Here is a 21,836-nt window from a genome sequence, read left to right as displayed (position 1 = left end):
GATGGGGTGAAGCCAAATTCCAGAAAAGCAATCTTCCCGACGAAGTGGTGTACTGTTAGCAAAAACAGAGTCAGTGAGTTTTCGCCTTGCGATCTCACCGACCCTGTTTGAAGATGACTGGACACCTTTTCGTGATTGCCAATCCCTGTAACTGTGTCTTTTCTTTCATGTCACGCTCTGCTGACTGAAAATAAAGACTCTGTTAATGGGACTGGGGTTGGCTTCATGGTGTGGGGCGAAGCATTATAATACCAAAGAGTAAGGTATTCTGATTAGAATATTCAACCTGCGTAGCTGCTATAAGAAGTCCAGATGAAATATGAAATGAAATTATAAAGGCAAACGACCAAACGGATGGACTTGCTTCAGATGCTGAGCATGTGCGCAATGCGATCATCCTTGGCAGCTGAAGCAAGTTGTTCCGTGTTTGCCTCTCCTGAAGTAGGTGTACTTGGTCAGTGCAGCTGTGCTCCACCGATGAAGTACACTTTCTGAAGGATAATGAAATGAGGGTAAAACAAGTGACCGTCCTGCCGTTTACAGCAGGACGGACTGACATTCAGCATAGAACGGCGGTTGCCCAATCAATGGGTTTTCCCTCTTGCTTCATCTTTTCAATCAGAGTCTTTATCTGCTCCTTCTTTTTGTCGACTATATCCATGAGAATAAAAATTGTGGGCAGATGGTTGGTCTGCCCGTTACCTTATTATGTTGTTTGAAATTTAACCTTGCCGTTTCTCCTCAACTGGAGAACGAGGTTGCAACTCTTGTTCATGTCTGCGAGTTTCTGAAGTTTAGCCCTGGTATCTTCTGTGTTCTCAACCAGTGAGGCATAAATGAGATTGCCCACTTGTCTGCCCTCGTTGACATCAAAAGCCTTGAAGCTCTTGCATCCATCAAACTTAGCATAGACGATATGATATTCCATAACTGAAGGGATTAAGGGGTTATCAGAATGGCAAATCTTTCTCGTCTGGCTCTGGAGCATCCTGTGGTGGCTGGGGTGTATTCTTAGCCTTTGCGCCTTTCTTGGCAGCCTTCTTCGGGTCAGTGTCCTGCTCGTCTTTCTTTCCAGCGTTCACGAAAGCGATGCTATCAGCATTGATGGAGATTTGCGTGTGGCTCTCACCTTGGCGGTCAGTCCACTGCGACGTGGAGATTGTGCCCTCTACAAGAATGAGTCTGCCCTTGGTGAGGTATTCAGCCAAACGGATATGGTTCTCTCTGCTGCTGCGTACCCTTACCCATGTGGTGATGTTCTGACCTTTGGAGTAGTCATCGACAGCCATGTCAACTGCGATAAATGTTCCGTGTGCGCCTGTGATGGTCTTACAGTCCTTGCCGATACGACCGATTGTGTGAGTGTAAATCATAACTATGAAATTGTTTGTTGGTGAATAATCTTCGAGTTTACTTTTCCCTTTCATTAGGGAGATTCCTCATAAGAGGAAGAAGAAGGCTTACTTGGCCTTCTTCTTAGATTTCTTTTCCTCCTTCGGAGCTTCCTCCTTGTCAGGAGTCTCATAGAACTTGGTGGCTACCAGCAGAACTCGGTTGTGCTTGACACCTTCCTGATCGCTCCACTCTTCGGGCTTGAAGTAACCCTCCACGGTGAGCATTGAACCCTTGGTGAGCTTGTCGAAAGAATCGGCGTTCTCGTTCTTGCGCCATGCTTCCACATTGATGAAAGCCGATACGCGGTTGTTCTCTTCGCCGTTCTTCTCGCTACGACCGATGGCCAATGAGAAACGTGCTACTGAAGCGGTTGTGAACTGACGGATTTCTGCATCCTTACCTACGAAACCTGTTACTGCGAAATTGTTCTCGATCTTTTTCATTTTTTTGAATTTTTAGAAGTGAAACATTTATTTTTTACGTTGCTTTAAGAGTTGGCAAGGAAAGTATGGGAATGCAAGGAATTACCGAATTATTTCACCCTTGGGCCAGGAAAAGTTTTTATTGGCTGGCACAGACGGCAAAAAGTTTTTGAAAAAATCCGAGGAATAAGGCACCTGGTACTTGCAGAATACGGCTTGCACTAACTTTGCGACGGAAAAAGTAAGTGTGACTCGCTTCGCCCGGAAAAGGCATAAATGAAGAAGTCGGAATAAGAACAATTCAGTAACAGATATGATAAGGAGGATGCTCGACAGTCAACTGCTCATTGGTGGCACGTAATGGTTATCAGACGGAGAAGGACAAAGCGAAGATGTAGCATATCATTCATATTCATCAGGAAGTATGGTAAACGAAGGATGCCCATTGACATGCTATCGAGGCAATGCAGTGGAAGGTTACAACAGAAGACAGGGGAAAAGCAATTAGGATGTTCAGCAACGCGGTCTGTAAGACAGCAGCATGAGAACTCCTGCAGGAAAGGAAAGAGGAAAAGAATGAACTCGAAGAAGAAGGTCAAGTAAGCCTTTCCTTTCCAAGAGAACGAATATACAATGAAAATGAAGGTTTTCTTCCCAAACGGATTATAAGAGGTTTATTGAGTATTGTGGGTAAAATCTAAATTCAATGGTTGATAGCATTGCACCGAAAACACTCAACATATAAAGGTTCTTGTACAAATCTACTACATCAACGAAAGAATGTGGTAGATTTGTACGTCAAGCCTGATATTAGAACTTATGATTTGATGGTGATTGGAATCATCACGAAATCATCATATTCCCAAAATAAGCTTATAAGGGTAACTTGAACAGCTTCTTTGGTAGAAAAGCTGGCTTAAATGAGTCATTTTTATGATGATTTGATGGTGATTGAAATCATCATCGAATCATCATTTGCAGAATTGCTCTCCAAACCACATGTGGAACTACAACAGTTTTTGCCGTCCAAAAGAAAGAGAGCCCAAATGTCAAATGCGACAGATGGACTCTCAAAAATCTATACAATGAAAACTTCGTCTTTATAAACAGGGACTTCTTTGCCGTTGGTCAACTGAACAAGCCATTCAGTACCATAGTCATCAACGATGATGCCGTTGCTGTGACCTTTCCTTGGGAATAGGAGTTCACAAAACGCTCCAATCAAATCGGTGCTGTTATCTTCGTCTGTGTACATAGTTGTATGTATTATGCGATGGTATGCCATCAGTAACGACCGCATACCACCGCAGGTTAGTTATTCAAAGGTAAATTGACGGATGTAGAAGTAGGTGTCATCATCGTCATACTCATACTCATTGATGAAGTTCATCATTTCCTCGTCAGTTCGTTCACCTTGCTCGATGTTCATCTTCTCACACCAATCATTGATAGCATCTTTGAGGGTGGTGTAGATGTCATCACAAGCATCCTCGAATGGTTCACCGCTGGAACTGACTGCCACCTCTTCGGGGAAGAAGTCACCTTCATCATGCACATAATAGACTTCACAGCCACATTCGCAAACTCTGTATGATATAGAAAGTTGGTCACCAAGCACATGGTTTATTTCCTCGAATAACTCCGAGCAAGCATCCCACGCACTTTCTGTGTCGAAAGATAGCAAATAGTAGTCATTGGCTTCGTCTGCCTCAAATTCTGCCCAATAGATGTGACCTCTGACGCTGATACCCTTCTTCTCATAATCGATGCCATAGTGCTCTGCCAACTGGTAAAGCCAGATGTTCTTACTGTTCACCTCCATCTTTTGGAGTGTGCTCCACAGGTCATTCACTGCTTTGCGTGTGCCTGTTACCTTGTAGGTGGTCGTTGCTTGATTTGCCATAATCTCGATGTTTTTTATTTCCCTACTGTAGATTTCTCTACTTTCGGGAGTGATTAGAAATTATGTTGCTTCACAAGGTGTTGTGACCATCAGCACAAGGTTATGGCTCTAAATACAACCCGTATGGTGTGGAGATTTTGAGTCATACTAATGGATCACCTTGGGTAGATGAAGGAACAACAGTTACCTTTGCAACCTAATTTCATCGACTCACGAAGGCAGAAACGGCAGTCCTTATTATTATACACGCATACGCGCACGAAGGATTCTGAGGATATAATTATATTTGCCGTCCAAAAGAGAGAGAGGTAGCTCGGTTTAATTGGATAAGGTACGGTTTAGTTTATTCCCATTTTAAATATCCATAACCTAAACTAAACCTTTTATCTTCCGGCTATGAAACCAGCATTACTTTACAAGGGACAAACTCGAATACGACTGAAGACTGACGGGGGACAAATCACTACTCGAATTTGTCCCCCAGGGACAAAAACGTATTCGTCTTATATGGAGCAATAAAAGGTCACCAAGTGCGTTACTATAAAAAGGGTTAGAAATAACAATGAGCATCACTAAAGGACGCAACAGATTCATTCGCTGCTCGCTTCTCAGCGATTGCAAGAATGTGCAAAAATCTGCGTTAAAAAGTGTAAACGTGCAAAGAACTGGAAAATCGATTTTGCAGATGTTTGCATTTTCTTTTTTTGAAGGCAGTCATATTTGCAGATTTTTGCCTATTTTGCGTCCCCCCACTGTCCCTCAGAGTCACTTTAGTTACCCTAAAACAAAGGCATTTACGTTGATTATCAGCCACTTATATTTGCAGATAGTAACTTCTGCGTCGGAAAGTAGGTTTTGCGTGGGAAAGTAAAGCATCCTTGCGGCCGCGCAATAGCGCCGCTGAGCGTGCAGTGTCTCTCCTGCTTACGCTCAGCAGCGCTGCCCTGCGGAGGGCACTAATGTTTACAAACCTCCGCTCATATTTCACTATTTACCTGTCCCAAATGTTGCTGCCGCCGCCCTGATCGCTTACGCCAATCTCCTCGCCGCTGTCGAGGCCGGTGGAGCTGATGCTACTTGTCTCGCTGACTATCAGCAGGTGTGTCTTATGCTGTAGTTCTACCACGCACATGGCGGGCTTCATATAATCCTTTTTCATATCTTTCACTTAATTACGACCTTATTTCCATTGTTGATATATATTCCGCGCTGTGCAGGCTTTCCGCTCAGGCGCACACCGGCAAGTGAATACCATGCATCATCCTTTTTTTCTTTTGAATCTGCAGAGATTTCCAGAATGCCTGTTGCCTCTTCATCGTCAAAGTTCAATACAAAGGCGCGGGTCTTGGCGCCGGGATTCTGTTTGAGGTACGGTACCGAGAAGTAGGCGCGGCACGAGCGGATGTTGCGATTCTCGGTCGAGTAGTAGAGCGTATTGTTGTCGCCTAGGAACAGGATGCTCTTGTCGTTGGCATCCACCGATACGGGCGAGTAGCAGCCTACCATCTGTACTTCCGCCAGCCCCGTGTCGGCGTTGCTCACCGTGGTTGTAGCCGTAGCATTGATCGTCACGCCGAAGAACACGGGCGAGGTGAAGTCGGCTCCAGCAGCGTCCCATTTCACCAGATAGGGCACTCCGGCAGTGATGGCCGTGGCCTCCTTGAATGCCAGGTAGAGCGTGCCGTTCGTCGCGTCGAAGCCGTTCTTGCCGTTCGTATTCAGCTCCATCAGCTTTGCTCCTGCGAAGTCCTTGTGCGCTGCTATCTGCTCCGCCGAGAAGTTGAAGGGCAGGCACAGCGTGTTCCACTTACCGTCCTTGTAGAGGGTGCGGCCGCTCAGTGTAACTTCGCTCATTTGGCCGTTGGCGTTTTGGATTGCAGTCGAGTTGCTCGTGCTTTCATTGAGTGTAAGAAACTGAATGCCTATAATATCACTGGCATAACTGCTCCAGTAAGCTGCTGTCTTATAGTCACCAACACTTCCAGCAGGAACGTAGATTTTGCGACCGGAGGCATTGCTGTTGAACATGTTTGACCCTCCTGTTGGAGGAGTCGATGCTAAACAAAAGACAGAAGCCAGACTAGTACAGTCGCGGAACACATGAACGCCCATTGTTGACAACGTGCTGGGAAGAGTGGCGGAAACCAAAGCGGAGCAGCAAACAAACGCAAATTCACCGATTTCCCCCACGCCTTCGGGAATTGTGATGGAAGAGAGTTTCTCGCAATTGGCAAAGGCGTTGGGTCGGATGATTGTCAGATGACTATTGTCTGCATCAGTAAAGGTTACCGTTTCCAGCTTTCCACATTCGGAAAACGCCTGATTGTCAATGCTCGTCACCGTAGAGGCGATGGAAGCGGAAGTCAGATTCGGGCATTGCTTGAATGCATTGCCGCAAATACTCGTGACACCATCCCCAATGACGACGCTCGTAATGGACGAATAGTTGGCTCCTGACGTCCAAGGATGGGTAACCATGTTACTATTTCCGTTATTTACGTCAATATACAAGATGGTGTTATTAGTTCCCCCATAGTGATAGGTAATTGAGGTGTCGCCTGCCGTTATGGTTACTGCACCTGCATCAAAGGCTTGATTATCTTTACTGATCGTAAAGCTATTTCCACTAATTTCGTTACCATCTATCATATAAAAAAGCGTGGACTTAGAGGGGGTATAGGACAGCGAAACAGTACCCAAGTGGTAAGTTTTGCCATCGAAAGTACACGAGCTGCCCGTCGCAATGATATTATCACCCAAGCTCAATTCGCATACTTTGGTGCCGTCTGTGAAAGTTCTTCTAGTGTCGGCTATGTTAGCGGGATTCTTCGTATAGTAGCAGTTCGTACAGTTGATACTTTTAAAGATTCCGTCCAATTTTTTAACGCCTATCGGATGGAACTGGCCATTTCCAGTATAGTCTCCCTTGAACAGGCAATTGGTCATGACGAGATCCAAAGTTTGGTTATTGTTATACCAGCCAATAAATCCACCAGCATAGTCACCTGTATGTGTAATTGTTCCGTCATAGATACAATCACTTATCGTAAGAGATGAAGCATTGTCGGCATGTCCCACAACACCTCCGCCATAGTCTTTTACTGCAACATTGGTATGAATAATACAATTTTGAATATAATTTATTCCGCCATGAGTTCTTGCTACCAATCCTGCGTTAAAACTTCCTGCAGTGGTTACACCTCCTGACACTGTCAAATTCATGATAGTACCTCCATAGAGATAATAGAAAGGCGCTACATTTCCTCCGCTATTTGTAAGGTTGACAGTCAGTGTATATCCGTTGCCATCGAAAACACCTTTGAATTCACCACTTTTCATTGCAGTGACTGGGATTTTGGCCGTTCCGATATTGGCGCTTAGTTGCACATATTTGCCGTCGTAGTTGCCCACATTTGCGGCAAACGTATCCCACTGGGCCTTAGTGCTGATAACCAGGTTCACCATAATAGGAATGGCATTGCCACGATAAACACACCAGTTCTTGGTGCCGTTGTTCAGCGCTGCCACTAAAGCTTCCGCAGTCATGCTGTTGGCATTGGTGCCCTGATCGGTAGCAGCAGACCAGTCGGAGATATAATAGCAGTTGGTAAGACTTGTTGCACCATTGCGGGCGAAGATGGCGCCTCCTTGAACTGTAACTTCCGCCGGAGCAAAGAGAGTGTTAGAAATATTGAGAGTACCTTGCTTGTGCCAACCCACAATACCACCACAACTTGTGGTATTTTTTCCCAACAGCTTGCCGTCGAAAAGACAGTTGCTGATGTCGAGCGTACCTGTGTAACTGTCTGCCACCAATCCGCCGTGAGTGCCATCTCCACTTGTACTGGAGTCGATGGTAACGCTGCTTTGGCAGTTTTCTATAGAACCTCCGTTGCTGATGGCTACAATACCGGCGGCAAACTTATATCCGGTATTTATGGTACCTGCCACCCTAAGGTTCTTGATAGTTGCGCCAGTGATATATGCAAATGGCGCAGCGTTATCACCTGTCGCGGTGTAATTGAAGGTCAGCGTGTTTCCGCCTCCGTCGAACGTGCCCGAGAATGTTTTGGTTCTCATCGTGGTCACAGTGATATCGGCAGTCAACTTGAAAAACGTTTCGCTATAGGCGTTAGTACTCGTGGCGAACGTTTCCCAGTCGGCAGGACTTGCGATAAGGTATGGGTCTCCGGATGATCCCGAGCCGTTCCAAGCACTTGCACCCTGCACCATCAAGAACATGGTTGTTACTAAAAATAGTAGTCTTCTCATCTTCATATAGTTCTTAGTAATTAAATATTTTATCTTTGAGTCCTGTTTGAACTAAGTCTGGAAAGTTCATTTTGAAGAATCTGTTCTGAAGAGCACAAGTCAGCAGCCCTAACATCCTCAACAGAAAACGTAGGAAAACCATGAATAGCTCTATCTTCAATCCACTTTTGTAATGTCAAACTAAGTAATTTTGGTGCAAATATAATAAAAAATATTAGCTTTGTACTGTTTTCGTCTAAAATCACTCTGTTTTATAGAATATTATCTCCAAATTCATATTTTTCACGAATTTAAAAACAAAAAACGTGCATAAAACCATAAATAGAGATACAATTGCCATCAAAAGAAAAGAGAAGCCAATTATTCAGTTTGATAGCACTCCCGTTTGGTTTAGTTTATTCCCATATTATATATCCATAATCCAAACTAAACCTTTTTTTCGACAACGAAGCCTTCTATAAATTCCCTACCAAAAAAATGATTAGAAATGACAATAAGCATCACTAAAGAGCACAACAGATTCATTCCTTGCTCGCTTCACAGCGATTGCAATAATGTGCAAAAATCTGCGTTAAAAAGTGTGAACGTGCAAAGAACTGGAAAAACGATTTTGCAGATGTTTGCATTTCCTTTTTTTGACGGCAGTCATATTTGTAGATTTTTGCCTGTTTTGCGTCTCCCTACCGTCCCTCGGAGTCACTTTAGACACCTTAAAACAAAGGCGTTTATACTGATTATCAACGACTTATATTTGCAGATTTTGCATTCTGCGTCGGAAAGTAGATTCTGCGTGGGAAAGTAGATTCAGCGGGGATAATAAATATATATCAATATTCATCGGACAATTTTAGCTCGTTATATCTTTTAATGCTTTTATCATCTTGTCCTTTTCTCCACTACCAGTCGTTGACAGACGAAGCAAGGGCAAACCATATACATCAAGAATGTGGTTCTTCATTTCGTCACGTCGATGTTGGTCCGTTTCTTCATGATGGAAGTTATACCCATCGGTCTCAATCGCAAGCACTGGCTTTTTTGTAACGTGATTTACTATGAGAAAGTCAAGATGAGTCGAATAATGAGAGATGTATTTACACTCTTCATCATTGAGTAACGACCAATCTCTTACAACGGTCCTTAGCGGAGTGTGACAGAACACACCCAAGTGAGCGTATTCAGGGTACTCATGAATGATGTTCTCAATCAATGAGAATGTCAGATTCTCTGAATCATATTCAGAAATATTACGATGACCTGCAAGAAAAGCCATACGCTCAGCTGTATATTGACTATAAAGATAATCGAAAATAGAGCTGATCTTACTCTCCGTTACGGAGAAATTGTTGTAGGCGATATAGTCTACCAAATCTGTGATGTTTCCTGCTCGCTCCTGTTCGTTACCAGAAACGACCAGGCAGAAGTGTTTCTTCGCTCTTGATATGGCGACATTCAACAAATTGGGATCATCTGCGAAATCGCTTATCTCGTCATCCACAACACTCATGATGATGGCGTCCTTTTCTCGCCCCTGATACTTATGAATGGTGGCGGCCTCTATAGTGGGAATCTGATGGTTAAATTCATTCACCTGTTGGTTATAAGGTGTAATGATACCAATATCCGTTTCATCTTGCAAGTTTGGCATGATTTCTTCCTTTACCACATCTATCTCGCGCTGGTTATAGTGACCACGCGTATGATGTCCTGGAGCTGTTTTCACAGCTGTCAGTACATTGGATTCATCATTGTCTTCTGTCATAATCAACAGATTCCCACCATAGAAACGCTGATTGCAAAAGTTGATGATTTTTGGATGACAGCGGTAGTGCTCTCTGAGCAAGGTTTGCTTGACGTTTGGTATGACTGCACAGACAGACTGCAGAAAGCTGTACTCAGCACAGTTGTACCCTTCCATCACCTTGTATTCTTTGAATATGCTGTCCAATTTCAACTTGTCTTCATCCGTAACCACATTCGGGAGCTGGAGGGTGTCACCCACAATTACAGCATTCTTAGCACAAGTAAGAGCCAAAGCACCAGTTTCAATAGAGACCTGCGAAGCTTCATCCATAATAAGGTAGTCATAAACCATATCAGGGACAGCTGTTCTTGCAGAAAACGTTGTACTCAAAACAACAGGATATTGATTCACTAATTCTTCTGCGTAAAGGCGCAACTCTTTCACGTCATTAAACATCCGGCGTTGCTCCTTGCAGTATCTGCCATTGAGAGCATTTTTTAGAACGGCCATTGAATGGTCTGTTAGTGCAGACGTCAATGCCTTTGAGTCATATGAGGCGAGCAAACTTGTATGGTGGTATATAAGGTCGTTTAATTCCTTAATTCTCACAATGTAGTACAATGCCTGAAGCTCCAAAATGGTCGGTTGAATATTGTTTCTATCTAATGGTGACTTTACGCCAAGAAGATATTTCCTGGTAAAATTCATCCAAGCCCACTTGATACGTTCCACAAATTGACCGAATGTGCTGAATGAAACGATATCGCCCTCAACATAAGCTTGATAGCGAAGCCATAGATTCATAATGCGCTGGGATTTAGCAGTTCTTTTAGGCGAATATGTTTCTTCGCCTATCTGATTGTCCTGCTTGAAATGCTCCCACTCCAGTTCTATTGCCTTCAGCTCTTGCTTCGCAGAAGCCAAACTCTCCTGCAACTCAAATACTTTCCGCAGTTGTTTCAAGGTGTCTGCCACTCTTCGTCTCTCTTGGAACGAATCTGTCATCGACAAACTCCAAGTCTGTAATTCATCTGGCACAACAGGTTGGTTACTGACAAAGGCCTCCTTGTTTTCCCTTTTTCCTAATGGAGCCACAATGAAGTCCAGTCCATACTTCTGCAATTTCTCCAACACATTGGCTGTTGCAGAGTTATTGTTAGAGACCACCATCACCGTTTTTCCCTGTACCAAGATGTTGGCAATGATATTCAGGATCGTCTGTGTCTTTCCAGTTCCTGGAGGCCCTTGAATCACGCTGATTTGGTTCTCAAAGGCAGCGGTAACAGCTTTTTCTTGACTGGAGTTACAGCCAAAAGGGAAAATCAGGTCAGATACACGATGCCTCTTGACATGATATACATTTGGGTTAAGATATGGGGCTGCGGCCAACTCCTTATCAATGAAATCTATCTTTTCATAAAGTGCAGGAAGGATGCCACCATGCTCTTCATCCTTTCCCAGTTCATTAACCTGTGCAATACGCTTTAGGAATTCAAAAGCATTATTTGCGATGTCGTCTGCCAGACACGATTCTACCACATGAATACTACCATAAAGGTAGTCTTGAACATAACCATTGTTGAATGTAATACGCCAATGCGTTTGTTCACCATGTTGGAAGGAACGAATGTCTTCAACATTATGTTGTTCTCTTCCACCGATGTAAACCTTACAATGCAGATGATCATGCCAGACGGCATCCTTCAACCAAACCACATCACTATACCTATAATGATATGTACGAGGTGAAGACTTGAACTTCACGTCGTACACACCATTATCGCCCATCCGAAACTGCTCTATCTGCAAAGCCTTGGGCTGCCCTTTTATGATGATGAATGTGTTTGGCTTTTTATAATCCATTATTTCCCCTTCTTTTTAACTCCATTTTCTATCATATTGATAGATTCAAGATGCGCCAGTTCCACTGCTGTCGCCACAATCCGAGTTATCATTAAGATTTTTCAACCGTTTCACGGGTTTCGACGCACTTGTCTTTTGCCCTCTTGATGAACTTGTAAGAATTTCTTTCGAGTTTCCTCTTCGCTCAATTCCATAAGCGAGTATTCACACTCACCCTGCCTTCCTCATCCTTGTACAATATCAGTTTGTTCTCTTTGTCCATATTTCGTATAACGCATTTATTCCGTTCTTATTTCCGTGTATCCGTAGATTCGTAAGTCCGTAATACTTTCAGCCTTCATACATCAAACATCAGCCCTCTTACATCAGCCATCTTCAGCGAATCAAAGAACCGTCTCGTGATTCTGCAAAATTTGCTCAGCGTGTTCCTTGGTCTTCACCTGCTTCCCTGCAAATATCTTCTCGATGATGCCTTCCTCGTTGATGATAAAAGTAGTGCGTATGGTACCCATCGTCTTCTTGCCATACATATTCTTCTCACCCCAAGCACCCATCGCCTCCAGCAATTCATGATTGATGTCAGCAATCAAGGGGAACGGCAACTGGAACTTCTCCTTAAACTTCACGTGCGAAGCAGCCGAGTCTTTGCTCACACCAACCACCTCATAGCCCCTACCCTGCAGTTCGCTGTAGTAGTCGCGCAAGCTGCAAGCCTCTGCTGTACATCCACTCGTATTGTCCTTCGGGTAGAAGTATAGCACTAGTTTACGTCCCTTGTAATCACTCAGACGGATGTCCCGTCCCTGTTCGTCCTTACCCAGAATCTCGGGCGCCTTGTCTCCAATAGTCATAATCGTTTCCGTTTTGTTCAATGATGCAAAAAAAACACAAAAAATTGAGAACACCAAACTTCTCACATTATTTCTGACTGAGCTTCATTGCTGTGAATCAAAGTTCCTGTCCCAAATGATTCCCTCCGTTTCCATGGTGTTAGCCGTGGGATGTATCGAGGCACGTTCTGGCAATACGTGTCATACTCCTTTCCGAAGCGTGCACGCAGCCCCGGCTCCTCCGACAAAGGGAAATAAATCAAGTTGATAACAAGAAATAGGACAGTCCAGATGCCGATTGCATAAGAGCCCAGCAAGCACGCTTCGCCAGTTAAAATCAGGATGATTCCAGTAATCATAGGATTTCTGACATAGGCATAGGGGCCGGAAGTGATTAGATGTCTTGTGGCGTCCCATGGAGCCAGCGTTCCTTTACCCTTATTCTGGAATAGTCTGATAGTCCATATTGCCAGCGTCAAACCGGCAAGAAGACAGATCGCCCCTACCATCAATCTCCAAAGGCAGCCATCGCCCCACTGCCAACCAGAAAGGTACAATAGGATTGCGGGGATCAAAACACCTACAGTGACGGGCAATGCCAAAATCGCCTTAAACACTCTAAAGTTCAAAGACCTGTCTTTCATATTTCTCTTTTCTTTTTAGGTTTTCTCGAACGGAAGGGCACAATAAGGTCAGACCCCTTTGTGCCCTACCATCAGCATCAACATGTCAGTCACCTGTCCCTGTGGCACCCATTGTTTGCAGAATAGCATTGTCAAAATCGGCATCCAAATATTTGGATATCAATGTTAGCGAAATTAATCGTTGCTGACCATCTACCACATCAAGTATTTGGTCCGACTTATGAAGGATTATTGTACCGATACGATACTTGTAATCTGAGAATACAAAACTTTGTTGAATGGCATTGTTTATATCCCAAAGCATAGTATCTATACTCAACACGCTCCATTTATATGGCCTTTGATATTCTGGTATTGACAGATTTAGTAGCAAACACTCAGAAACAGGAAGAATGTCAATATGATTTTGATGATTATTCATACTACTATTGTATATATCCTTCTTGGTCGTAACAACGACAATATTTATTGATTAACTCAAGCAATGACTGTATATTTTTGTCTGAACAATGAAGTGTGTGGAACTTGTCGTATTGGGCGTTGTATCGAACAGAAGAACCTTGTGACAATCGCTGTTCTAAATCAGACGGTATCAGAAACGAAGCACGGTCACCAAGATATTTTTGGAATTCAGTCAAGTAAATACTAATTCCTGCCATATCGAAATCGCCAAAGTGAACGTACTTATTCGAAATACTTTTAAGCCAATTACGTAAATCTGTCGATTGTGGATAGCGTGAGACAAATAATAGTGATTTGCCTCCCAATAAAGACTCAAACATCTTTCTCTGCTGACGAATCATACGGAAGTTCTCCATATTCTCTATTCCAACTACAACGATATCCTCTGGAACGGAAAAATGCTTCCAGTCGTCGATGAACACAAAACTGCCATCCGGAGGATTGACCACAAATACATTATCACGAAGCAAGCATGTAATGGGTTCATAGCTGTTCACGGGAAATCCTGGGCAAGAACGAACATTCAGAAGTTTAGAATTCCCTGTTTCTACAGCCAATGAAGCGCGAGAATCTGTAACGGTCACTTCAAGTATCCGATAACTCTCATCTTTGTCAATGAGGTATCTTTTCAGCGCTTCTGTATCACGGGCACGATATGTTTTTCTAGAACCACGAGTCGCTACCAGCAGTAAACCTTCTGCCATCAGTTCATCAAGTAGCTTACAGTTCAACTTTGAGCCAGCAACCTGCTCACCAGAGATCAATGCTTTTATAGATGCACTTATAGCCATAATTATTTTGTCCGTTTCAAAAGTTTGTCCACTCTAGTTTTTACCCCATGTTTGCTGAGCAAATAGGTGTATTTGTAATCGTATGGATTATAAGATGTGGGTGAACTATTTATGAGATAGATATTGCGCGAATTAGCAAACTGTAGGATGCCCTTGATGTTGTTGGGGTGCAGTCTTCCTATCTCGTCCATCATGCAATGTACAATGAAGCTACCGCTCTTTCGCTCAGCTTTCTTCTTGAATACATTGATGAGCATGATGTTCACCATTGCCTTAACCAGAATATCCGTACCATCAGATCCTACATTATTTATACGTTCTACCCAATTGGTGTCGTTGTCGTTTTCTTTCACACGGAATTGCAGACGGAAAGCATCAGCAAGTGATACTGTTGGTCTGGTTTGCTCATCTTGCAACTGATGGGAGAGATTTTTTAGATAGTCCACTACCTTGCGGTTAACTTCGTCACGATTGTCACTCGAGAAAAGGTTAAGTTCGCCAATCGATAGAGCATTTTTCACCGTATAGTCATGTATGGAGATAAGCAACTGCATGAGCCTGTCTGACGAATCATTCGCCCTCAGTTCGATACTCTTAATGACTCCTGCAAAGTTCTTCTCTACGAAATCCCTGTTGATATCCAGTATCACACTGTCCACATCTGAGCGGCGTTTCATCAGTGCTCCAATCTCCGTAGAGATACGTCCCAGGATGTCCTTATAATGCTCGCTGGTGCGACAGCGGAACTCTTCTATCTTGTTATTATCCATGAAGTCCTGCAAATCAACGGAAATCTGCAGGTAGTCATTATCCGTCACAGGCATCGTGTTGAAATGGAAGGCATTCTGAGGCTTGAAATTGCGGTTGAAGTTAACAACTGTATCCTTCAGCTTTTCCATCGTCTCACGCTTCTGATTGACTGTTCCTCTCAGTTGGCTGATGAGTTGCAGGCAGTCCTGATGACTCTCTACCACCTTATCATCCGTAACGAATGAATCAGGGACCAGATGCTCATTCTCCACCATCTGGTGATATTGGTTCAGTCCCTCGCGTCTGTGTGTCAATTCCTTCAGAATCGATTTTTGACGTTCTTCTATCTCCTGCCGTTTCTTCTCAATACGGGCACGCTTGTCTTCATAGCGCTGGCGCATCATCGTGAGCTGTTGCTCTATTTCCTTGATACTCTTCTTGATTTCCGGCTCCTTGGCAAACAGGTTTTGCTCTGCATCGCGGAACCGAATCACCGTTGAGCGTTCTGCTTCTATTTGTTTCAGCAGTTCATTGAGAGCGTCCAGAGCCTTTCGATATTGCTCCAGCAGCGTTACGTCCACGCCCTTACCAGCCAATTCTGCCTTCTGTTGTTCGTTTAATTGAACCTTTTGAGCAGCGAACTCTTGATGACGGACAGTTGCCTCTTTAGCTTGCGATTCCTTGAACAGTCGTAATTCTTCGTCAAGGGCTTTTGACGCCTTGTTAAAGGCAGTGTCAAGGTCTTTGAGTTCCTTTTTGTTCTTGATCTCTTTCGTTTCGCGGGCGTCTTTTTCTGCTTGAACTTTCAGTAGGGCTTCATTGAAGGATCGTTCACGGATAGCCTTTTCTTGTGCTATCAGTTCTTGCTCTTCCATCTCTAACTGATGCTGCTGATTTTGCAGATTCTGCCGCTTCATGGGAATCTGTTCTTCCTCCACTTTTAGCAATGTTGCCTGCTGACGGAGAGGATTGAGCTGAATGGCATATTTCTTCCCAAGTTTCGAGATGTCTTCCTGAAGAGTGGTGGGTAATTGTGTAAATTCTCGGTTTGTCTGTTGCAATTGCTCTTCCAGACGTTTTTTCTCTTCACGATAATCATCTGGTGTGTGATGGACAGCATCAATGTCGTTTAAGTTCAGTTTGATGCCGAACAGACTGGCGGAAGCAGTTGTATCCAACTGCGGTTCCAATCCCCCCGCATACAGTATTCTTTCTTCGTCAACCACTTTACCAATGGTTTTTTCCCATCCTTCCGCATTTTCGGTCAGCCACTGATACAACGAACCATCGAGATGTGACAGCAACACTTCTATCTTGGCGATTTGCTCCTTACATTGAGTGCGGCTTTCCTCTAAGCGTTCTTGCTCATGCTGAGAGGCCTGTTTCAGTTCTGTCTCCTTCATCTCATACGCAGCAGCCACCTGGGCAATCTGGCTTCTGACGGCTGTCTGCTGTGCTGCGTTCTCCTTTTCTGTCACCTCTAATTGCTTAAGCTGTTCCATTATCTGGGACAATTCCTCGGCCTTTGGATGCCACAGACGCAACTCCTTCACGGCATTGTCGGCCCTGTTTTGCTCTGCCAGCAGCATTTGCAATCGCTCGTCAGACTCATGTCGCCAACTATTGAAGGCGTCCATTATAACATTTCTGTTTTTTGTGCGCTCCTCTTCCAGTCGTTTGCGTTCTTTTTGCAACGCCTCTTGCTTCTGATAGTAAGCCTCCTTTTGTGCAATATCGAACGCCTGCCGGGCATTCTCCAGCTTCCCTCGGGCAATATTGTACTTTTCTTCTATGGATGCATGGGTTTTCAAAAGATCATCCAACAACATTTGTTTGTCGGCAGCTTCCTGCTTGATGCTCTCTTCACGAGCCGCCAATGCCAGTTTCTCCTCAATGCCAAGTTCCTCGAAGTCCTTTCTGGTTTGTGTTATCTCCTTTAGCTTACCCTTCTTGCCTCCTAACTCTTGGTTTAACGCATCTCTATCCTTGTCATATTCTGTTGTGAGCTCCTTTTCATGTGTGCGCTCTTTTTCGATGTTCGTTTTCATTTCTGCCGCTTCAGCCTCCAAAAATGGAATCTTCTGTTCGCTCTCTGCCACAGCATGATTCAGCATACGCCACACATCCAATAATTGCTGGTCGAGTGCCACAATTCGCCTTCCCTGTTCGGCTATCTTCAATGCCTGTTGACGCACAGGGTAGTTTCCATCACGTGTCTGCTTGAACCAACAGTCTATCTCGTCATACTCGCGGTCAAAATCAGTCACCAGTCGTCTGTAGGTTTGCAAGTCTATAGGCAAGTCCTCGTCTGCCATCGATTGTATGATAGTGTTCTTCACGAAATCGGCATCAAGTTTGGTATTCAGAAACACGTTCTGTATGCTTCGCGGAATGTTCTGATAGTGAGCACTCTGCACCAAAGCATAACGGGTATATTTATGATCATGGGTGTTGCCAAAGATGATGTCCTTGAACATCACGCCCGAATCTATTCTTGCAGAAACAGCCACATTTTTGTCGATACGCTCACGTATCTTCACCCAGTCGCTTAAAACCTGTTTATCATCCTCAACGAGCCATTCGCGCTGATAAGGTGCATCGATGAATCGCCACGATGCACGACCTTGGTATCTGCTTACCAAAATAGTATAGGCCCCATTGTCGCGCATCACCTCGTATAGTATATGAGAGTTTGATTGACGGAAATAGAACTCATCGAAAGACTTCTGTCCCTGCTGAATGCCCAAACGGTGCTTGTCTGCATTGTAGAAAAACAACAACGCCCTCAATACGGTGCTCTTTCCCACGCCCTGAGTTCCAGTAAAATGCACATTGCCATCTACAGAAATCTCTGCATACGGTATGTTAGCACTATTGATAAATATGATCTTATTCAGGTACTTCATCTTCGTTGGCTATTTGAATCATGTTAACCAATTCCTCGGCATAACGGAAAGCCGAAGTAATTTTATAGGTCTCATCCTGTTCGCTGATGCACTCTGCAAAGCCCATACTCAGCATTTCCTGAAGCAGCTTGTTTACTATCTCCAAATAAGAGCCTACTCCGTATTTCTTAAACAGATGTCCAGCTTTCTCTTTCAGTTCAATGTCCAGGCTTATCTGCTCTATCAGATGACTCTTACGGAACTGATAACCTGCTGTAAACGACTGATTATAACACTTCAAAAAGTCTAAGTAGTCGAGCCACTTGGAAAAGCTATCCAACTTCTGTTCAATAGACTGTTTTCCTTCGTCTATTCGTGAAAAATAGAAATAGCCATTTCCTGATTCCAGTTGCAGACCAATTTCCTTAAAATAGTCTGTATAATCTTCTGTATTTTCCTCTATATCCTCATATAAATGACGGATAGAGGTGTCCGTACTATCAACCGAGAGGAATTCTCCTCGGCTCAGTCGCTCGTATATTCTTTGAGTGTTATTTCGCATAGATGATAGGATATTCGATGTCTTGATAAGTTGCATATTTCCCGGTCATCCTACATTCGTCTGGATGAAGGATGACCAACTGGCAGAAGAGCGCTGTATGATCTTCTAGATCAAGCTTCGCCTTATAGTCGTATCTCAAGATGAAATCAAACAGATTATAACTTGAAGCCGAGAACGCATTCCACACTTCAGCAGGATCCACCTCCTTCAGTCTTTGAGTATGTTCTTGCAAATCTTCATCTGTCAGCGGTTCTGCTTCTGTCCTGGCTGTTTTCTTCAAGCCGTTACGCTCAGCTATTCGTCTCAAAACTGCTACTATTTGGTCACTCTCTCTCAATATTTCCAATGAAAGACGAATTTTGCTGTATTGTCGTGATTCCATCCAAAGAGGGTTGCTGTCCTCTAACACCTGTAACAGATTGGTGTCTGTCTTGATGAGTAACTGGTCTTGCAAATATTTGAGCTTACGTATCTTCTTATAGAGTTGGTTCTGCTGCTCTATCTGGTTGATATATACAATAATCTGCCTGTCTATCTCCATAAGAGCATGATAAGCCTCCACAAAGTCATGCTTGACATCGCTACATGTCTTGGCCATGTGTGGATCGTTGGCCATCAAGAAGAAAGCATGTTCGTTATCCATCAGTTTCTCACACTCACGTATCATCGAACGGATACTGTGGCTTTTCTCGTCTAGATTCTGAAGTTTCTTTTTCTTGATGATGTAGTTGGGCTCTTGCTTATACGCATTGTCCATATTGCGTTTCAAATCTACAACATTCTTCAGCGTTCTGAATCCAGTCTTTTTCAGCAGCTGCCGCACACTGTCCTGGTATCCTGCTTTTCGGTTGGTATTGGTCTCTTGCAGGAAATAGCCGATGTACTCTTTCAGCGTATTGATGCACTCCTGAACGCTCAACACGCTTATTTCTTCGTTGACATTCAGTACCTCCTCGAAGAAGTTCAGGTAGTCGCTTTCTATCTCTATGGTATTCCCTGTTTCTACCAATACACCATAATCAACGAGTCTTCTGAGGCGTGTCTCATTTCCGCCAACGAGTTCCAAAGCCAATCCCAACGGAAACTTCATCAGTTTTCGCTTCTCAAACATCTCACTTAGCAGTCCTTGTTCACGCGAGAGTGTTTTCGTGAGTTCTTCTATCGTTCTGAAATGTGAAAGTATCTCCATTATGCAATCAAAATTTCAAATGCTCATAAAGCTTAAGCCTCAACACCTCTCCATTTGCAAATTCAAACTGGAACTTCTTGCGGTTGAAGTGCGGATTGTTCTTATGAATAATACGATGGTAGTTCTTGCGTCCCGATGGTAGCAAGCGAGCGGAGCTCGAGCGGGGACTGATGATAATAATGTTCGTGGAGTCGTTGTTCTGTGAACGAGTGATACAGGAAATAGGCGCACATGCTGACACAGGAATGGTCATTCCGTCATTCAACAGCGACCAATCCACCGTCTTCTGCATGATAAATCTGCCATCGTAGTCCATTCTCTTATCTATTATCGTTTTACTTTTTAACTTTGCATACTCCAATGAGCGTTCTTTCTTCTTCCATCTACGAACCTACTACGAACCCACTCCGAAGGTATAAGCCTACTTTTGGTTTCAAGATTCACGTATAACTTCGTTAATCACCTCCCAATGACCTGTTTTATCAGAACCGACACGACGTATGTGTCCATGAATCTGTAGTGACTTGACTGTTCGGGCAATGGTTGGGCGCGAGACGCCGCAAGTTGCCGCCAGTTGTTCATAAGAGTAATCGGGATGCGTACTAATAGCATCCAGTACCGCTTGTTCAGTTTTGGACAACAGAGAGGTATTCGTGCGTTTTACAGTATCATTTACAGTATCATTTAAAGTATCATTTACAGTATCATCGTCTCTCATCAGCCTTAGCAGGTCGAGTTGGGTGGCTACCACACGGTCGGCAATGAAGTCGGTGAACACCTCTGGGCGGGTATGAGCTGTTTCGAGCGAATAGATATATTCGTGACGAAGGATAGCTGGAATGATTGCGATAGTATAGCCATTACGCAACAGAGCTAGATTCATCAACAGTCGGGCCACACGTCCGTTACCATCAACGAATGGGTGAATAAACACGAAACGCTGGTGCAACGTTGCGGCCAGTTCCACAGGATGCAGTTTCTTCTCGTTTTCGTTGTACCACCTGACAAGTTTCTGCATCTCATCAGGGATTTTCGATACAGCAGCAACGGCATAGCGACTGCCGCTGATATACACCTTAACGTTGCGGTAGTGGCCTGCCTTTTCAGAATCAATCTGCTGATAGAACAGACGATGCAGACAGAGGATATCTTCTTCCGCCAACCCTTCTTTCTCGGTGATATTGTAAATGTAGTCGTAGGCTTTCGCATGACCAACAGCCTCGTAATGGTCGCGTAGTGGTTTGCCTTCTATCGTCAATCCGTCCTCGATAACCACTTTGGTTTCAGATTCAGTCAGGCTGTTGCCCTCCAGGGCATTACTGGTATAGGTCAGCCCCACACGATAGTATTCACGCAGCGACTTTAGTGTCTCTGGTGGCAGTGGACGATAAGCAGATAGTTTTCGGTTGTTCTCGTCTGCCTGACTATATTTCTTTTGTAAATCTGTCATGTATCTTTTCTTGTGACCTGTGTTCGTTCTATGTTACACATCATTACATTATAGGTTACAAAGATAATGATTTGTTTGCTAAAAATATGAGCACAGAGGCAAAAATATTAGTCTTTTAACAAATTATGAAAGCAAAAACAGCAAAAGTTCCACTATATCGACAGACGGAGCGCAGTTTTCAGACCAAAAGAACCAAAAACATGTGTTAAAGCACAAATATTCTTAAAAATGTTTATTATATTAAACATTTTTATTTAACTTTGCGCTCAATAAGATACAATTATGGGGAAGAATACATTTGGTAAAACGATGCCAAGGGCATTAAGCCATGTCTTTCCCTGTATAGTGTTGACTCCCTCAGAGCCTTGATTTGTTACTGTTTTGTTAATTACTGTTTATTATACTGATTTTGTTGACTTATCTCTCTGATTAGGTTGTCTGCTTTCCTGTTTTTGTTGTCTCTTTTCCCGGGTTAGTGGACTTCGTACTGGAAACGTTGACCTTTTCATCTGAGAATATGACTTCATACTGGATTCGTTGACTCGCCTTGGCGAAGCCCACGCCATGAAAAACACTCAGGGGGTGCCCAGCGGCAGGGGGCAGACAGCCCCCGAGAGCCTTCCTGCGGACTTCCACATCACCTTCTGCGGACCTGTCTGGGTATGTGCCTCTGAGGG

17 protein-coding genes are annotated in these 21,836 nt (G+C 43.8%); all 17 read right to left on the bottom strand.

Features of this window, described 5'->3' with window-relative positions; genetic code table 11:
* Window positions 1-706: 706 nt before the first annotated feature.
* The 17 genes from T433_RS0105070 to T433_RS14690 all read right to left on the bottom strand — a co-directional run bounded on the left by T433_RS0105070 (window position 707) and on the right by T433_RS14690 (window position 21,159).
* Window positions 707-928, bottom strand: a complete 222-nt coding sequence (locus T433_RS0105070) for a hypothetical protein (RefSeq protein WP_027455085.1) — start codon at window positions 926-928, stop codon at window positions 707-709.
* 22 nt (window positions 929-950) lie between these two features.
* A complete protein-coding gene (locus T433_RS0105065) occupies window positions 951-1,373 on the bottom strand; it encodes a single-stranded DNA-binding protein (protein WP_027452765.1) in 423 nt (140 codons plus the stop codon).
* 87 nt (window positions 1,374-1,460) lie between these two features.
* A complete protein-coding gene (locus tag T433_RS0105060; protein ID WP_027455084.1) occupies window positions 1,461-1,838 on the bottom strand; it encodes a single-stranded DNA-binding protein in 378 nt (125 codons plus the stop codon).
* Between the two features lie 1,057 nt (window positions 1,839-2,895).
* Window positions 2,896-3,072 carry a hypothetical protein gene (locus T433_RS0105055; protein WP_027455083.1) on the bottom strand — a complete coding sequence of 59 codons (177 nt, stop codon included), beginning with the start codon at window positions 3,070-3,072 and terminating at the stop codon, window positions 2,896-2,898.
* A 60-nt stretch (window positions 3,073-3,132) separates the two neighbouring features.
* Window positions 3,133-3,720 (bottom strand): hypothetical protein, encoded by a 588-nt coding sequence (locus T433_RS0105050; RefSeq protein ID WP_027455082.1) that lies wholly within the window; start codon window positions 3,718-3,720, stop codon window positions 3,133-3,135.
* Between the two features lie 991 nt (window positions 3,721-4,711).
* Window positions 4,712-4,879 (bottom strand): hypothetical protein, encoded by a 168-nt coding sequence (locus T433_RS16425; RefSeq protein WP_155808386.1) that lies wholly within the window; start codon window positions 4,877-4,879, stop codon window positions 4,712-4,714.
* A gap of 5 nt (window positions 4,880-4,884) precedes the next feature.
* A complete protein-coding gene (locus T433_RS0105040; protein ID WP_162164173.1) occupies window positions 4,885-7,992 on the bottom strand; it encodes a leucine-rich repeat domain-containing protein in 3,108 nt (1,035 codons plus the stop codon).
* Between the two features lie 847 nt (window positions 7,993-8,839).
* Window positions 8,840-11,596 (bottom strand): AAA domain-containing protein, encoded by a 2,757-nt coding sequence (locus tag T433_RS0105030; protein ID WP_044109257.1) that lies wholly within the window; start codon window positions 11,594-11,596, stop codon window positions 8,840-8,842.
* Window positions 11,597-11,979: 383 nt separating this feature from the next.
* The gene (bcp, locus tag T433_RS0105025) at window positions 11,980-12,447 is read right to left on the bottom strand and encodes a thioredoxin-dependent thiol peroxidase (RefSeq protein WP_027450413.1); all 468 of its coding nucleotides are present in this window, start codon (window positions 12,445-12,447) and stop codon (window positions 11,980-11,982) included.
* 62 nt (window positions 12,448-12,509) lie between these two features.
* Complete coding sequence (locus T433_RS14695; RefSeq protein WP_081778375.1) at window positions 12,510-13,070, bottom strand: methyltransferase family protein; 561 nt, start codon at window positions 13,068-13,070, stop codon at window positions 12,510-12,512.
* 85 nt (window positions 13,071-13,155) lie between these two features.
* Window positions 13,156-13,491, bottom strand: a complete 336-nt coding sequence (locus tag T433_RS0105015; RefSeq protein ID WP_027455079.1) for a GmrSD restriction endonuclease domain-containing protein — start codon at window positions 13,489-13,491, stop codon at window positions 13,156-13,158.
* A 4-nt stretch (window positions 13,492-13,495) separates the two neighbouring features.
* Window positions 13,496-14,323: a DUF7281 domain-containing protein gene (locus tag T433_RS0105010; RefSeq protein WP_027455078.1), complete on the bottom strand. Its 828-nt coding sequence runs from the start codon at window positions 14,321-14,323 to the stop codon at window positions 13,496-13,498.
* A 2-nt stretch (window positions 14,324-14,325) separates the two neighbouring features.
* Window positions 14,326-17,979 carry an ATP-binding protein gene (locus T433_RS0105005; protein ID WP_027455077.1) on the bottom strand — a complete coding sequence of 1,218 codons (3,654 nt, stop codon included), beginning with the start codon at window positions 17,977-17,979 and terminating at the stop codon, window positions 14,326-14,328.
* A complete protein-coding gene (locus T433_RS0105000) occupies window positions 17,963-18,520 on the bottom strand; it encodes a condensin complex protein MksE (protein ID WP_027455076.1) in 558 nt (185 codons plus the stop codon). Before T433_RS0105000 ends, T433_RS0105005 begins: the two co-directional genes overlap by 17 nt.
* Window positions 18,510-19,709, bottom strand: coding sequence for a hypothetical protein (locus T433_RS0104995; RefSeq protein WP_027455075.1), 1,200 nt, complete (start codon window positions 19,707-19,709; stop codon window positions 18,510-18,512). The genes T433_RS0105000 and T433_RS0104995 overlap by 11 nt, the downstream gene beginning before the upstream one ends.
* Window positions 19,710-19,716: 7 nt before the next feature.
* Window positions 19,717-20,025, bottom strand: coding sequence for a hypothetical protein (locus T433_RS0104990; protein ID WP_027455074.1), 309 nt, complete (start codon window positions 20,023-20,025; stop codon window positions 19,717-19,719).
* 117 nt (window positions 20,026-20,142) lie between these two features.
* Complete coding sequence (locus T433_RS14690; RefSeq protein ID WP_162164172.1) at window positions 20,143-21,159, bottom strand: Fic family protein; 1,017 nt, start codon at window positions 21,157-21,159, stop codon at window positions 20,143-20,145.
* Window positions 21,160-21,836: the final 677 nt, after the last annotated feature.

This window comes from Xylanibacter brevis ATCC 19188, assembly GCF_000621725.1.
GTDB classification, from domain to species: Bacteria; Bacteroidota; Bacteroidia; order Bacteroidales; family Bacteroidaceae; genus Prevotella; species Prevotella brevis.
Note: the sequence above shows the minus strand (reverse complement) of the source record. Positions and strands in the feature narration are given on the sequence as shown.